Source organism: Bradyrhizobium sp. JYMT SZCCT0428 (assembly GCF_018131075.1).
Lineage (GTDB): Bacteria > Pseudomonadota > Alphaproteobacteria > Rhizobiales > Xanthobacteraceae > Bradyrhizobium.
The window spans coordinates 117387-133042 of record NZ_JAFCLS010000007.1 but is presented as its reverse complement, the minus strand read 5'-3'; the positions used below and the strand labels follow the sequence as shown (position 1 = coordinate 133042).

The 15656-nt window shown below is 64.2% G+C and carries 13 protein-coding genes; 5 read left to right on the top strand and 8 right to left on the bottom strand.

The features are described from left to right. Positions 1-15: 15 nt before the first annotated feature. Positions 16-243 (bottom strand): 50S ribosomal protein L31, encoded by a 228-nt coding sequence (rpmE, locus tag JQ575_RS09505; RefSeq protein WP_192736886.1) that lies wholly within the window; start codon positions 241-243, stop codon positions 16-18. Between the two features lie 181 nt (positions 244-424). Between rpmE and JQ575_RS09500 the strand changes: the two genes are divergently transcribed. Continuing rightward, complete coding sequence (locus JQ575_RS09500; protein ID WP_212032952.1) at positions 425-2284, top strand: ABC transporter ATP-binding protein/permease; 1860 nt, start codon at positions 425-427, stop codon at positions 2282-2284. A 106-nt stretch (positions 2285-2390) separates the two neighbouring features. Here JQ575_RS09500 and JQ575_RS09495 read toward each other — a convergent pair whose 3' ends face one another. After that, the gene (locus JQ575_RS09495; RefSeq protein WP_212032951.1) at positions 2391-3422 is read right to left on the bottom strand and encodes a peptidoglycan -binding protein; all 1032 of its coding nucleotides are present in this window, start codon (positions 3420-3422) and stop codon (positions 2391-2393) included. A 71-nt stretch (positions 3423-3493) separates the two neighbouring features. Further along, positions 3494-4492, bottom strand: coding sequence for a flagellar motor protein MotA (locus tag JQ575_RS09490; RefSeq protein ID WP_212032950.1), 999 nt, complete (start codon positions 4490-4492; stop codon positions 3494-3496). A gap of 175 nt (positions 4493-4667) precedes the next feature. Here JQ575_RS09490 and JQ575_RS09485 point away from each other — a divergent pair, with 175 nt between their 5' ends. The 4 genes from JQ575_RS09485 (at position 4668) to JQ575_RS09470 (ending at position 10667) form a co-directional block, all read left to right on the top strand. Beyond that, positions 4668-4949 (top strand): hypothetical protein, encoded by a 282-nt coding sequence (locus JQ575_RS09485; protein ID WP_212032949.1) that lies wholly within the window; start codon positions 4668-4670, stop codon positions 4947-4949. A gap of 32 nt (positions 4950-4981) precedes the next feature. After that, positions 4982-6010, top strand: coding sequence for a cyclopropane-fatty-acyl-phospholipid synthase family protein (locus JQ575_RS09480; RefSeq protein ID WP_212032948.1), 1029 nt, complete (start codon positions 4982-4984; stop codon positions 6008-6010). A 299-nt stretch (positions 6011-6309) separates the two neighbouring features. After that, positions 6310-7515, top strand: coding sequence for an efflux RND transporter periplasmic adaptor subunit (locus JQ575_RS09475; protein ID WP_212032947.1), 1206 nt, complete (start codon positions 6310-6312; stop codon positions 7513-7515). A gap of 5 nt (positions 7516-7520) precedes the next feature. After that, positions 7521-10667 (top strand): efflux RND transporter permease subunit, encoded by a 3147-nt coding sequence (locus tag JQ575_RS09470; RefSeq protein ID WP_212032946.1) that lies wholly within the window; start codon positions 7521-7523, stop codon positions 10665-10667. A gap of 51 nt (positions 10668-10718) precedes the next feature. Here JQ575_RS09470 and JQ575_RS09465 read toward each other — a convergent pair whose 3' ends face one another. The 5 genes from JQ575_RS09465 to fba all read right to left on the bottom strand — a co-directional run bounded on the left by JQ575_RS09465 (position 10719) and on the right by fba (position 15656). Next, complete coding sequence (locus JQ575_RS09465; RefSeq protein ID WP_212032945.1) at positions 10719-11507, bottom strand: inositol monophosphatase family protein; 789 nt, start codon at positions 11505-11507, stop codon at positions 10719-10721. Positions 11508-11621: 114 nt separating this feature from the next. Further along, the gene (locus JQ575_RS09460; RefSeq protein WP_212032944.1) at positions 11622-12734 is read right to left on the bottom strand and encodes a tetratricopeptide repeat protein; all 1113 of its coding nucleotides are present in this window, start codon (positions 12732-12734) and stop codon (positions 11622-11624) included. A gap of 8 nt (positions 12735-12742) precedes the next feature. Next, positions 12743-13450 carry a thiamine phosphate synthase gene (locus JQ575_RS09455; protein ID WP_212032943.1) on the bottom strand — a complete coding sequence of 236 codons (708 nt, stop codon included), beginning with the start codon at positions 13448-13450 and terminating at the stop codon, positions 12743-12745. A 2-nt stretch (positions 13451-13452) separates the two neighbouring features. After that, on the bottom strand, positions 13453-14478 hold the full coding sequence (locus JQ575_RS09450) for a class I fructose-bisphosphate aldolase (RefSeq protein WP_212032942.1): 1026 nt from the start codon (positions 14476-14478) through the stop codon (positions 13453-13455). A 110-nt stretch (positions 14479-14588) separates the two neighbouring features. Beyond that, positions 14589-15656, bottom strand: a complete 1068-nt coding sequence (gene fba / locus JQ575_RS09445; RefSeq protein WP_212032941.1) for a class II fructose-bisphosphate aldolase — start codon at positions 15654-15656, stop codon at positions 14589-14591.

Sequence of the window (15656 nt, the reverse complement as noted above, 5' to 3'; positions counted from 1 at the left end):
AGGGGTCGAAAACCCTCAGTCCTTCTTGAGGAAGCCCGAAAACTTCTTCTGGAAGCGCGACACGCGGCCGCCGCGGTCGAGCATCTGCTGGGTGCCGCCGGTCCAGGCCGGATGCGACTTCGAGTCGATGTCGAGGTTCAGCTTGTCGCCTTCCTTGCCCCAGGTGGAACGGGTCTGATACTCCGTACCATCGGTCATAACGACCGTAATCGTATGATAATTCGGGTGAATTTCGGCTTTCATGGCATATCCTTCGGCGCGCCTGCGCCCGTCTCGAAATGTCAGGGGTACGGGATTTGGGCGGGTCTATAACGCAACAAGGCCGCCAAAACAAGCTGCCAGAGCCGTCTGATTGGCCGATCTGCCGCATTTGCCAGCGCCGCTTCCGGGGCCTATCTGGGGGCATCGAAACTGGTCCCTTTTCATGAGCGCAGCCGAACAGCTTGAAGACCCACCCGGCGGCGTGCCGCCGCGGCGCGACGCGCTGCTCGAGGAAGAGGCCTTCATCGAAACCCAGCTGACGCAGTCGCCGGCCAAAACCGGCGCAAAACTGCGTCCCTTGCTGGCGCTGGCGCCCTACGTCGCGCGCTACCGTGGGCGGGCGATATTGGCGTTTATCTCGCTGACCGTCGCGGCGGTGACGACCCTGGTGGTGCCGATCGCGGTGCGGCGCATGATCGACTTCGGCTTCAGCCCCGAAGGCATCGCGATGATCAACAGCTATTTCAGCGTGATGATCGCGGTCGTTGCGGTGCTGGCCTGCGCCAGCGCGTCGCGGTTCTATCTGGTCATGACGATCGGCGAGCGCATCGTTGCGGACCTGCGGCGCGACGTGTTCGCGCACCTGATCTCGCTGTCGCCTTCGTTCTTCGATTCCGCCCGCAGCGGCGAACTGGTGTCGCGGCTCACGGCTGACACTACCCAGATCAAGTCGGCGGTGGGCGCGTCGGTGTCGATCGCGCTGCGCAACCTGATGCTGTTCATCGGCGCCACCACCATGATGGTGATCACGAGCCCGAAGCTTTCGCTGTTCGTGCTGCTGGCAATTCCGGTGATCGTGATTCCGCTGGTCGCGTTCGGACGCTGGGTGCGGCGGCTGTCGCGCAACGCACAGGATACGCTGGCCGACGCCAGCGCCTATGCCAGCGAATTGGTCGGCGCCATCCGGACCGTGCAGGCCTATACCAGCGAGCGGCTGGCCGCGACGCGCTTCGGCCGCGAGGTCGAACAGGCCTATGACGCCGCGCGCAGTTCGACGCGGGCGCGCGCGGTGCTGACCTTGATCATCATCTTCATCGTGTTTTCCAGCGTCGTCGTCATCCTGTGGGTCGGCTCGCACGACGTGCTGACCGGTTCGATCAGCCCCGGCCGACTCGGCCAGTTCGTGCTGTATGCCGCGTTCGCCGCGACGGGCCTCGGCCAGCTCAGCGAGGTCTGGGGTGAAGTCTCGGCCGCCTCGGGCGCCGCCGAACGGCTGTTCGAGATCCTGCGCGTCAAGCCGCAGATCACGGCGCCGGCCTCGCCGGTCGCCCTGCCGGTGCCTGCGCGCGGCGATGTCGGGTTTGAGAATGTCAGCTTCAACTACCCGACGCGCCCGGATGTACGGGCGATCGACAACGTCTCGCTGTCGGTGCGGGCCGGAGAGAAGGTCGCGATCGTCGGCCCGTCAGGCGCCGGCAAGAGCACGCTGTTTCACCTGCTGCTGCGGTTCTACGATCCCGCCAGCGGAACGATTTCGGTCGATGGCGTGCCGATCAGGTCGGCCGATCCGCACGAGTTACGCGCGCGCATCGCGCTGGTGCCGCAGGACTCGGTGGTGTTCGCGGCAAGCGCCCGTGAAAACATCCGCTTCGGCCGGCCTGATGCCAGCGATGCCGAGGTCGAACGCGCGGCCGATCAGGCGCATGCCACCGAATTCATTCGCCGCCTGCCTGACGGTTTCGAGGCGCAGCTTGGCGAGCGCGGCGTGACGCTGTCGGGCGGCCAGCGCCAGCGCATCGCCATTGCCCGCGCCATCCTGCGCGACGCCCCGCTGTTGCTGCTCGATGAGGCAACCTCGGCGCTCGATGCCGAAAGCGAGACCCTGGTGCAGACCGCGCTGGAAGAATTGATGCGCCACCGCACCACGCTCGTGATCGCGCACCGGCTCGCGACCGTTCTGTCCTGCGACCGCATCATGGTGATGGACCAGGGCCGCATCGTCGAGCAGGGCACGCATGCCTCGCTGGTTGCCGCGAACGGGCTGTATGCAAGGCTGGCAAGATTGCAGTTCGAGGGGATTTAACCCCCCACTCGTCATGCCCGGACTTGATCCGGGCATCCATCCACTTCGAAAGAATCTGTCTTGATGGATTGCCGGGTCAAGCCCGGCAATGACAATGTTGGCACTCTCACCGTTCCGTCAGCTTCAGCTCGATGCGGCGGTTGCGTTTGTAGGCTTCCTCCGTCGGCGCCGTGTCGAGCGGCTGGAATTCGGCAAAGCCTGCGGCGACCAGCCGCTGCGCGGGGACGCCGAGCGAGACCAGATACTGCACCACCGAGATTGCGCGCGCCGCCGATAGTTCCCAGTTCGACTTGAACACCGGGCTGTTCATGATCGGCCGCACGTCGGTGTGGCCGTCGACCCGCAGCACCCAGGCGATTTCGCTCGGGATCTGCTTGTCGAGATCAACCAGCGCGGAAGCAAGCTTGTCGAGCTCGGCGCGGCCTTCGGGCAGCAGCAAGGCTTGTCCGGTGTCGAAGAACACTTCGGATTGGAACACGAAGCGATCGCCGACGATTCGGACATCCGGTCGATTGCCGAGAATCGCACGCAGCCGCCCAAAGAATTCGGAACGGTAACGCGTCAGTTCCTGCACCCGCTGCGCCAGCGCCACGTTGAGGCGTTGGCCGAGATCGGCAATGCGGCCCTGCGATTCCTTGTCGCGCTTTTCGGAGGCGTCGAGCGCCTCTTCAAGCGCGGCGAGCTGCCGGCGCAGCGCGCTGATCTGCTGGTTCAGCACCTCGATCTGCGCCAGCGCGCGCGACGTCACCGCCTTCTCGGAATCCAGCGCCTTGTTGAGTTCGTTGGCACGGCCCTGGGCGTCGTTGCCGGCGCCGGCAAGCCCCTCATAAAGGCCCTTGATGCGATCGCGCGCCGCTTCCACCGATGTCAATCCGGCGCGCGCCTGCGAGAGCTGGTCGCTGAGGTTCAATCCGGTGAGTTTTTCGAGCGACAGCAGGTCGTTCAACTGCGCGATCTTGGCGTTGAGCGCTTCCAGCGCCTTATCCTTGCCGGTCACTTCCTGCGACAGGAAGAACTGCACGACGAGAAACACCGAGAGCAGGAACACGATCGAGAGCACCAGCGTCGACAGCGCGTCGACGAAGCCCGGCCAGTAGTTCATTCCCGATTCGTTGCGGCGTGCACGCGCGAGGGCCATCGGCTAAATCTCTTTATGTCTGAGCATGATCTTATCCGAAAACCGGAACGCCACTTTTCGGGATCATGCAGTTAACTCTTCTCGGGTTGGCGCGCGATCCGCTCGAGCAGCTTCTTGATCTCGCGGTTCTGTTCGCCCTGGCCGTCGGCCCATTCGCGGATCATCTGCTGCTCGGTGCGCATATGCGCGACCAGGCCCTGAATGGCTTCGGCCAGATTGGCCATCGCCGCCGTGGTGCTGCGGCTGCTGCCGCCCTCCTCGACCACCGCGCGCAGCCGCTCCATCGCGTGCTGCAGTTCGCCGGAAACGCCGGTGGTGCCGTCGCCCGAATATTCCCGCACGGTCGAGGCGAGCCAGTCTTCCAGGTCGGTGTAGAAACGGTTCTGCGCCTGGCTCGATTGCAGGTCGAGGAAACCCAGGATCAGCGATCCGGCAAGGCCGAACAGCGAGGACGAAAACGAGATGCCCATGCCCTTGAGCGGCGCACCCAGACCCTCCTTCAGGGTCTCGAACAGCGAGCCCGAATCACCACCGACCTTCAGCCCCTCGATCACCTGGCCGACGGAGCCCACGGTTTCGATCAGGCCCCAGAAGGTGCCGAGCAGGCCGAGGAAGACCAGCAAGCCCGTCATGTAGCGGGAGATGTCGCGGGCTTCGTCCAGCCTGGTTGCGATCGAATCCAGCAAATGCCGCATGGTCTGCTGCGAGATCGACATCCGCCCGGTGCGCTCGCCGCCGAGGATCGCCGCCATCGGCGCCAGCAGCGTCGGGCGCCGGTCGATGGCGAGACCGGGATCGGCGATGCGGAAATTGTTGACCCAGGAGACTTCCGGGTAGAGCCGGATCACCTGCCGGAACGACAGGATGATGCCGATCAGAAGCACCGCGCCGATCAGGGCGTTGAGGCCGGGATTGGCGAAGAACGCGGTGACGATCTGCTTGTAGAGCACGGTCATGACCAGGCCGCACAGCACCAGGAACACCAGCATCCGCACTAGAAAGATCTGTGGCGACGACAATTTGGTGAGCTCGATCTCCATTTCGGAGCGGGCGGAGGGGCCTTGGGGCATTGCGGGGGTCTTCCGTTGCGAAAAGCCGCGTTTGGGAGGCCAATATGGCACAGCGCGGCCGAGAAAAAAGATCGGAAAAACGCTGTTTCAGGCAGACGGAGGGGAACTTCACGCCGAAACCGGGCTTTGACTTGAGCGTATTTTGGAAACGTTCTTTGTCCAACCGGGATTTTTCATGACGGTCCTGTATCTCGAAGCGCTGACGGCGATGGCCGTTTTGCTCTCGGCCCGGATGGCGGGCACCTGGATGGTGCCGCCACGCACCGGCAATGCCGGCTGGGTGGATACAATCTGGACCGTTTCGCCCGGTTTGGCCCGCGTAACCGGCATTCCGTCGCTGGCGCCGCAGCTGCTGCGCCCGCGCGATGACCGCTATCGCGACTGTCAGTTCTGTGCCCGTCAGTTCTTCTCGCTGTCGCCGCAAGATGATCCCCGAAAGTGGAGGCCGGTTTTCTAAAAAAGGATCGTGCTCAGAAAAGGGAGTGGTACATGAGCTTTGTTTCCACGATCATCGGCACCGCTGAGCGGGTGCCGCTGCCTGACGTCATCATCCGCGCCGCGATCCACCGGCTGTGTACGCGCACCGCAACAAGGCTCGCCGTCGGCAATGCCGAAAGCGACGCCTGGTTTGCCGACGAGATGGCCGCGCGCGCCATCGCCGAATACAGCGACGAGGCCACCGCGCAGCATCACGAGGTGCCGGCGGCGTTCTACGCGCTTGTGTTGGGGCCGCACCGCAAATATTCCTCGTGCTTCTACCGGGAGCCGGCCACGACATTGCAGGAGGCCGAAGAGGAGGCGCTGCGTCAGACCGTCGGGCATGCCGATATCGCCGACGGCCAATCGATTCTCGAATTCGGCTGCGGCTGGGGTTCGCTGTCGCTGTGGATGGCGCGGCAGTTCCCGCATTCGGAGGTGACGGCAGTATCGAACTCCGCCCCGCAGCGCCAATTCATCGAGGGCGAAGCCGGCAAGCGCGGATTGAAGAATCTGCGTGTGGTTACTGCGGAGATGAATCTGTTCGACCCGCAGATGCAGTTCGACCGCATCGTCTCCGTCGAGATGTTCGAGCACCTGTTGAACTGGCGCGAATTGATGTCGCGGATCCGTTCCTGGCTGAAGCCCGACGGCCGCTTCTTCATGCACATCTTCACCCATCGCTCGGGCGCCAATCTGTTCGACCGCGCCGATGGCGAGGACTGGGTGGCGCAGCATTTCTTCACCGGCGGCATGATGCCGAGCCACCATCTGATCCGGCAATATTCCGATCTGCTCGAAATCGAAAAGGAATGGCGCTGGAGCGGGCTGCATTATCACCGCACCGCGCAGGATTGGCTGGCCAATTTCGATCTGCACCGCGAGGAGATCGAAGCGGTGTTGCGTCCCGTCTATGGCGGCGAGACCGCGTTGTGGATGCGTCGCTGGCGCTGGTTCTTTCTCGCGACGTCAGGCCTGTTCGGTTACGCCGACGGCAGCGAATGGGGCATCAGCCACTACCGGATGAAGGCGGCTGGTTAACAGGACAGCAGGCGATTCGCGCCAATTTTCCGCAAGCTCGCGCGCGGCCGCTCTTTCAAGCGTTCACAACCTGGGTTCCATTCCATTGAGCTAAAAAGGAATGTTGTCACAATCCGGTGAGTCGGCAAAATCGCCGTTTATTCAGTGCGATAGCGTCTGTGACATTGGGCCGCCGCGCATGCGCATTGCATCGCAACAAACTCCTCCTATCCTTGTCTCAACAACAACGCGGTGTCTTCGCGACATATCGCGCAAACAGGTGTTTGCGCTTCAACTCGACTAAAGGGGCGATATTTCTGATGTCTGGAATTCGTGCGCAATCATGCATCGCGCTGGTGCTCGTTGCGATGGCGCCGCTGTTGGCCGGATGCAAAGAGCCGACAGCTGCAACGGCTGCCGTGCCGCCTTCCTCCGAACCAGATGTCAGCGTCGTCACCGCGAGGCCGCAGGCGCGTGCGATTGTCCGCGAGTTGCCGGGCCGTATCGCGCCGACCCGGGTTTCCGAAGTGCGCCCGCGCGTGTCAGGTATCGTGGTCGAGCGCCTGTTCCATCAGGGCAGCGAGGTTAAGGCCGGCGACGCCCTTTACAGGATCGATCCGCGGCCGTTCGAGGTCGAGGTGCAATCGACCGAAGCGGCGCTGGCGCGCGCCAAAGCCACGCTCGATCAGGCCGCATCGCACGCGCGCCGTATCGCCACGCTGACCAGCCAACGCGCAGCCCCCGAAGCCGAGAACGAAAAAGCCATCTCGGCCGAGCGTCAGGCGGCTGCCGACGTCGAGGGCCGCAAGGCCGACGTCGCCCGCGCGAAACTCAATCTTGATTATGCCACCATCCGCGCTCCGATCGACGGCGTCGTCGGCGCCGCGCTGGTGAGCGAAGGCGCGCTCGTCGTGCAGAACGAAACCACGAGCCTTGCGACCATCCAGCAACTCGATCCGATCTATGCCGATTTCACCCAATCGGTGAACGAACTCAATCAGCTGCGGCGGGCGGTGGAGAGCGGCGATCTCGACCGTATCGCGCCTGACGCGATGAAGGTTCGCCTGGTGCTGGACGATGGCTCGGTTTATCCGATTGCCGGCAGATTGCTGTTCTCGGAGGCCAAGGTCGATGCCCATACCGGGCAGGTGACGTTGCGCGGCGAGTTTCCCAATCCAAGGCGTGAATTGCTGCCGGGCATGTATGTCCGCGTGCTGATCGAGCAGGGCATCGATACTGACGCTATCGCGGTGCCGCAGCAGGCGATCCAGCGCAATGGCGGCGGCGGCAGCGAAGTGTTCGTGGTCAAGAGCGACAACCTCGTCGCCGTCCAGCCGGTACGCACCGGCTCGCTGCAGGGCGGCCAGTGGTTCGTCACCGAGGGCTTGAAGGCCGGTGACAGGGTCATCGTCGAGGGCTTCCAGAAGTTTGCCGCCGGCGATAAGGTCCGGCCGCAGCTGCTGACCGAGGCCGACGCGTCCGCCGATTTCGCCGGTGCCAGGCCGTCCGCGCAAGCGACACGGTAGATTCCATGCCGAGTTTCTTCATCGACAGGCCGATCTTCGCCTGGGTCGTCGCGCTTTTCATCTGTCTGATCGGCGCGATATCGATCCCGCTGCTGGCGATCGCGCAGTATCCGATCATCGCGCCGCCCTCGATCTCGATATCGACCAGCTATCCCGGCGCGTCGCCGGAAAACCTCTACAACAGCGTCACGCGGCTGATCGAGGAAGAGCTCAACGGCGCCAACGGCATCCTGAACTTCGAGTCCACCAGCGACTCGCTGGGCCAGGTCGAGATCATCGCCAATTTCGTGCCGGGCACCGACACCGGGACGGCGTCGGTGGAGGTGCAGAATCGCATCAAGCGCGTCGAGGCACGTCTGCCGCGCGCGGTGATCCAGCAGGGCATCCTGATCGAGGAAGCTTCCAGCGCCGTGCTGCAGATCATCACGCTGCGCTCGACCGACGGCAGCCTCGACGAGGTCGGCCTCGGCGACTTCATGATTCGTAGCGTTCTCGGCGAAATCAGACGCATTCCCGGCGTCGGCCGCGCCACGCTCTATTCCACCGAACGCAGTCTGCGTATCTGGGTCGATCCGGCCAAGCTGGTCGGCTATGGCCTGACCGCCGACGACGTCAACAAGGCGATCACGGCGCAGAACGCGCAAGTCGCCTCCGGCAGCATCGGCGCCGAGCCGAGCACGGACGACCAGAAGATTTCGGCGCTGGTGCTGGTCAAGGGCCAGCTCTCGTCGCCGGACGAATTCGGCGCGATTATCCTGCGTGCCAATGCGGACGGCTCGACGGTACGTTTGCGCGACGTGGCCCGGATCGAGATCGGCGGATTAAGCTATCAGTTCAACACGCGGCTTAACGGCAAACCGACGGCGGGTCTGTCGGTGCTGATGTCGCCGACCGGCAACGCGCTGGCGACCGCAAGCGCGGTCGAGGCCAAGATGAAGGAGCTGTCGCGCTTCTTCCCGGCCAACATCGCCTATGAAATTCCGTACAACATCACACCTGTCGTGAAGGCCTCGATCGAGAAGGTGCTGATGACGCTGGTCGAAGCCATCGTGCTGGTCTTCATCGTGATGTTCCTGTTCCTGCAGAACATCCGCTACACCATCATTCCGACCATCGTGGTGCCGGTGGCGCTGCTCGGCACCTGCGCGATCCTGCTGGCGGCCGGCTACTCCATCAACATGTTGACGATGTTCGGCATGGTGCTGGCGGTCGGCATTCTCGTCGACGACGCTATCGTGGTGGTCGAGAACGTCGAGCGCATCATGGCGGAAGAGGGCCTGCCGCCGAAGGAGGCCACCCGCAAGGCGATGTCGCAGATCACAGGCGCCATCATCGGCATTACCCTGGTGCTGATCGCGGTGTTCGTGCCGATGGCGTTCTTCCCGGGTTCGGTCGGCGTCATCTACCGGCAATTCTCGGTAACGATGGTCGCGGCGATCGCGTTCTCCGCGCTGTTGGCGATGTCGCTGACGCCGGCGCTGTGCGCGACCTTGCTGAAGCCGGTCGCGGCCGGCCACGGCCATGCCAGGAAGGGCGTGTTCGGCTGGTTCAACCGCGCGCTCGACGGCACCAAGGACGGTTATACGCGCGTCGTCGGACATTCGCTGAAGCGAACCGGCCGACTGATGCTGATCTATGCGGCGCTGATCGTCGGGCTGAGCTGGGCCTTTATTCGCTTGCCCGGCGGCTTCCTGCCGGTCGACGACCAGGGCTTCATCACCACCGACGTGCAGACACCGGCTGACTCGTCCTATGCCCGCACCGAGGCGGCGGTCGAGAAGGTCGAGCAATATCTGGCCAAGCGTTCCGGCGTTGAGAACGTCACGTTCCTCACCGGCTTCAGCTTCCTCGGCCAGGGCATCAACACCGCTCAGGCCTTCATCACGCTGAAGGACTGGTCGGATCGCGGGCCGAAGGATTCGGCAGCCGCCATCGTCAACGACATCAACCGTGATCTGTCGTCGATCCGCGACGCCCGGATTTCCGCGCTCCAGCCGCCGCCGATCGACAATCTCGGCAACTCCTCGGGCTTCTCGTTCCGACTGCAGGACCGCGGCCAGAAGGGTTATCCGGCGCTGGTCAGCGCCGCCGAGCAGCTCATCGCGGAAGCCAATGCCAGCCGTGTGCTGCAAAAGGTCTATGTCGAAGGCCTGCCGCCGGGGCCGCAGGTCAATCTGATGATCGACCGCGAAAAGGCCGGCGCGTTCGGCGTCACCTTCGAGGACATCAACAACACCATCTCGACCAATCTCGGATCGAACTACATCAACGACTTCCCGAACCGGGGCCGGATGCAGCGCGTGATCGTGCAGGCCGACCGCGGCAGCCGCATGAACGCCGACGACATCCTGAACTACAACGTCAAGAACAGCCGCGGCCAGCTGGTGCCGCTGTCCTCGTTCGCCTCCGTCGAATGGTCGAAGGGGCCGACGCAGATCGCCGGCTTCAACTACTATCCCGCGGTGCGCATCAGCGGCGAAGCCAAGCCCGGCTTTACCTCGGGCGATGCCATCGCCGAGATGGAGCGGCTCGCGGGCAAGCTGCCGCGCGGCTTCGGCTATGAGTGGACCGGTCAATCGCTGCAGGAAAAGCTCTCGGGCTCGCAGGCGCCGTTCCTGCTCGGACTGTCGGCGCTGGTGGTGTTCCTGTGTCTGGCAGCCCTCTATGAAAGCTGGACCATTCCGCTCGCCGTGCTGCTGACGGTGCCGCTCGGCATCTGCGGTTCGGTGCTGGCCGCGTCGTTGCGCGGCTTGCCGAACGACGTTTACTTCACCGTCGCCCTGATCACCATCATCGGACTGGCTGCGAAAGATGCCATTCTGATCATCGAGTTTGCCAAGGAGCTGCGCGCGCAAGGCAAGCCGCTGGTCGAAGCGACGATCGAAGCCTGTACCTTGCGTTTCCGCCCGATCCTGATGACCGGTCTCGCCTTCGTTTGCGGCGTGTTGCCGATGGTGATCGCGACCGGCGCCGGCGGCGCCAGCCAGCAGGCACTCGGCACCAGCGTGATGGGCGGCATGATCGCGGTCGTGATCCTGGCGCTGCTGATGGTGCCGGTGTTCTTCGTCGTGGTGCAAAGGTTCCTTGCCGGCGATCGCGAGAAGGTGGCGGAAGCGAAGCCGGCGCAGGCAGCGCCGAGGGCTGCGGAGTAGCGATCATTCACCGCACCGGCCTGTCGCCTCGACCGGCAGGCTCCAGCGCCGTCACAGCGGCTTGAGAATCTTCACCAGCTCTTTGTGCACGAACTCGTTGCCGCAGATCAGGTGTCCGGTCGTGAGCGGATCGTCGTCTCCAGCCATGCCTGACACGACGCCGCCGGCTTCGCGGATCAAGATCTGTCCGGCCGCCATGTCCCATGGCTGCAGATTGCGCTCCCAATAGCCGTCGAGGCGGCCGGCGGCGACGAAGGCCATGTCGAGCGAGGCGGCGCCGAACCTTCGAAGGCCCGCGACCCTTTCCTGGATCGCGGTCATTTCCAGCCGCGACTGGGCATGATCGCCGCGTCCGATATGCGGCAGGCCGCAGCCGACCACGCATTCGTCGAGCTGGCGCCGGCCGGCGACGCGCAGCCGCTGGTCGTTGAGGAACGCGCCCTTGCCGCGCTCGGCGATGTAGAGCTCGTCATTGGCCGGATTGTAGATCACGCCGGCGATGATGGTGCCTTCGCGCTGCAGGCCGATAGAGATCGCGAATTGCGGAATGCCGTGCAGGAAGTTCGTCGTGCCGTCCAGGGGATCGACGATCCAGGTATGGCTCTTGTCGGCGCCTTCGCGCGTGCCGCCTTCCTCGCCGATGAAGCCGTAACCCGGCCGCGACTTGGTCAGATCCGCATAGAGCAGTTCCTCGGCGCGCTTGTCGGCCATGGTGACGAAATTCGCAGGCCCCTTCAGCGACACCTGCAGATGCTCGACCTCGCCGAGGTCGCGCTTGAGGCTGCGGCCGGCGTGGCGCGCGGCTTTCACCATGACGTTGATAAGGGCTGAATGCAGCATGATGCGGGGCTTATGGGTTAGGAGGAAGCGGCCAATGCCGCCCAAGGGTTGAGCTAAGGGTTTAGCGAGGGGGTGAGGGACTGGGTGCCCTGACGATGTGTCGCCGTCAAGGCGTCATTTCTTGTCGTTGCCGATCCATTTGCGGGCGGCCTCCTGGGCCCTGGCGCGGTCCTCGGGACTGAGGCCCGCCAGCGCATCGTCCAGCATCGGATCGCCCTTGCCGGCGGTTTTGGCGACAATGTGCCATTTCAGGGCCTCGACCTTGTCCACCAGCGCGCCCTGTCCACTAACCAGCACGCGGGCGAGGCGGTTCTGCGCGATCGGGCTGTTTTGCCGGGCCGCCTTGCGGAGCAACGCCACGCCGGCGGCCTCGTTTTTTGGCGTGCCGGTGCCGTTATAGAGCGCGATCGCGTATTCGACCTCGGCATCGACATTGTCGGCCAGCGACGCGGCCTGCAGCAGGCGCACCGCCTTGTCGATGTCCTTGGGCACGCCGGTGCCTTCCTTGTAAAAGGTCGCGAGCGCGTATTGCGCTTCCGGGTTGCCGGCGTCGGCTGCGATCCGCAGCAATTCGGCGGAACGTTTCACATCCTGCGGCAGCGTCTGCCCGTCGAGATACAGCAGCGCGAGATTATACGCCGCCTTGGGATTGCCGAGCTTGGCGGCGGAAGCCAGCAGCTTGACCGCTTGCTCGCGGTTGACCGGGCCGCCGCGGCCGGAAAGCTTCATCATCGCCAGCGCAAACATGCCCTCGCGGTCGCCGGCGTCGGCGGCGCGCTGGTACCATTCGATGGCTTTCGCGTAGTCGCGCTTGACGCCGAGGGCGCCGGAGTAGAGCTCGCCGATCATCGTCATCGCCTTGGCGTCGCCGGCATATTGCGCCCGCGTCAGCGCCAGATCGAGCGCGGTCTTGTAGAGGCCGCGCTGATAGGCGCCATAGACGAGATCGACATTGGGATCGTCGAAGCTGGGCGTGGGTGAAGCTGTCGGAGTGGGCGTGGCCGCAGGCTTCTTGGCGACAGCGGGCGCCTTCGGCTTCGGGGCCTCCTTGGAAGTCTCTTTGGAAGTCTCTTTGGTCGCCGATTTGGGCGCCTCTTTCTTCGCGGCCGGCTTGCTAGCGGGTGCGGGTGCCTGCGCTGCGGGCGGCGTCAGCGAGATCTGCGCCGATGCGCCTGCCGCTGCCATCAGGCAGCAGCCAAGGATCGATATCGGACGCAGCAGTCTCATGTCCGGCGCTATCCCCGTCCGGTCGTCGGCTCGGTGGTGTCGTCCGTGCTCTTGTTTTTCCCAAACGCGGCGGCGTGCGCTTGCGTGATCGCCTGCTCGATATCGATCAGCGCCGCCTCGGGCCCGCGCGGATCGGCCCAGATGCAATCGCCGACCAGCACGAAATCCGCACCCGCGGCGGCAAATTCGCGGGCCTCCTCGCGCGAGGCCGCATAGCCGACGCAGGGCGGTTCGAACAATTCATCCCACCATTGCAGGCGCTCGGCGATCGCTTCCGCCGAAGGGCGCTCGCCTTTGGCGTCGGGCTCACCGAACAGCACGTAGTCCGCACCCGCTTCGCCCGCGGCCATCGAATCGTGCCGCGTGGCGAGGCCGCCGACGCCGGCGATGCGATCGGGCTTGAGCGATGGGAAGGCGTCTTCGATGGCCGAGATCCCGGTCAGATGCGCGCCATCGGCGCCGCCGCGGGCCACCAGCTCGACATGGCCATCCAGCAGCAGCGCCGCGCCGCCGTCCTGAACAACGGGCGCCAGCGCCTTGATGCGCGAGATCATGGTGCGCTGGTCGGTCTCGCGCAGCCGCAGCAGAACCGCGGCGACGTCAGCGGCGGCGAGCAGGCCGGGGAGGCTGGCGATGAGCTGTGATGGGTCGTCAACGACTGGTGTCGCGAGATAGAGGCGCGGCACCGGGCGCTGCGGAACGGGTTTGGCGGCCAATGCTATGCCACCTTCTTTTCCAGGCCGGCTTCCCACTCACCCTTGCTCGCCAGCGCGTTCATCCGCGCCCGGTGCGTGAAGGCGCGCTGGCCGGCCGCGACGTTCTCGGCCTTGCCCGACCATGCCTTTTGCGGCGCCGCCTGCAGCGCGCGGCCGTAGGAGAAGGTCAGCCGCCAGGGCAGGCCGCCGATCCGGTTCATGGCGTTGAGATGCGCGGTGGCATCCTCGTCGGATTGTCCGCCGGAGAGGAAGGCGATGCCGGGAACGGCCGCCGGAACGCAGCTCTTCAATAGCCGGATGGTTTTCTCCGCGACCTCTTCAACGGGCGATGGCTTTGCGCTTTTCTTGCCTGCGATCGCCATATTGGGTTTCAGGATCATGCCCTCCAGCGCGACGCGCTGGACCCGCAATTCCTGGAATGTCTTGTTCAGGACCCGCTGGGTCACCTCAAAGCAGCGATCGATGTCGTGATCGCCGTCCATCAACACTTCCGGCTCCACGATCGGCACGATCTGCGCCTGCTGGCACAACGCGGCGTAACGGGCGAGCGCATGCGCGTTGACATGGATCGCGGTCATGCTGGGGATGTTCTGTCCGATGTCGATCACCGCCCGCCATTTGGCGAACCGTGCGCCGCGCTCGTAGTATTTCTTCAGGCGCTCGGCGAGCTTGTCGAGCCCGGCCGTGATCAATTCGCCGGGGCAGCCCGGCAGGCCCTGGGTCCCCTCATCCACCTTGATGCCGGGGATGGCGCCGGACTGTTCGATCAGCTTGACCAGCGGCGTGTCGTCCTTGGCATTCTGCCAGATGGTTTCGTCATAGAGGATGACGCCCGAGACGTATTTGCTCATCGCCTCCTGCGAGCGAAACAGCATTTCCCGGTAGTCGCGGCGCGTCTCCTCGGTCGATTCGACGCTGATGGCGTCGAAGCGCTTCTTGATCGTGCCGGAGGATTCGTCGGCGGCGAGTACGCCCTTGCCCGGCGTGACCATGGCGAGGGCGACCTTGTTGAGGTCAGCGAGATTCATTGATCCGTTCTCCAGACACCTGCCTTGCAAACCAAAATAGGCGGTTCTCGGGCAATTGCCTAGAAAACGTTCGTCGCGGCCGGCAGCCTCCGCGGCGGGTTGGTGCGAGGTCAGGCGACCTTCGGGTCAAGCTCGCCCTTGCTGTAGCGCTTGGCCATTTCGGCCGTGGTCAGCACCTTCTTGATCTTGCTGGCCTGGCCCGCGGTGTTGAATTCCTGCAGCCGCTGCTTGCACAGCTTGGTCATCGCTTCCATCGCCGGCTTGAGATATTTGCGCGGGTCGAACTCTTCCGGATTGTCCTTCAGAACCTTGCGGATCTGCCCGGTCATCGCCATCCGGTTGTCGGTGTCGATGTTGATCTTGCGCACGCCGTGCTTGATGCCGCGCTGGATCTCGGAGACCGGCACACCCCAGGTCGGCTTCATCTTGCCGCCGTTGGCGTTGATGATTTCCTGCAGGTCCTGCGGCACTGAGGACGAACCATGCATCACCAGATGCGTGTTCGGCAGCTTGCGGTGGATCTCCTCGATCACGTTCATGGCGAGGATGTCGCCGTCGGGCTTGCGGGTGAACTTGTAGGCGCCGTGCGAGGTGCCCATTGCGATCGCCAGGGCGTCGACCTTGGTCTCCTGGACGAATTTGACCGCCTCGTCCGGGTTGGTCAGCAGCTGGTCGTGCGACAATTTACCTTCGGCGCCGTGGCCGTCTTCCTTGTCGCCCATGCCGGTTTCGAGCGAGCCGAGCACGCCGAGTTCGCCTTCCACCGAGATGCCGCCGAGATGGGCCATGTCGGTGACGGTCTTGGTGACGCCGACGTTGTAGGTCCAGTCGGCCGGGCTCTTGCCGTCGGCCTTCAGCGAACCGTCCATCATGACCGAGGTGAAGCCGGCCTGGATCGCGGTCATGCAGGTGTCGGGAGCATTGCCGTGATCGAGATGCACGCAGACCGGGATCTGCGGATAGATTTCGGTGACGGCGTCCATCATGTGCTTGAGCATGATGTCGTTGGCATAGGAGCGCGCGCCGCGCGAGGCCTGGATGATGACGGGCGCATCGAGGCTGGAGGCGGCCTCCATGATCGCGAGCGCCTGCTCCATATTGTTGATGTTGAAGGCCGGCACGCCGTAATCATGCTCCGCCGCGTGGTCGAGCAATTGACGCAACGTAATCCGAGCCAT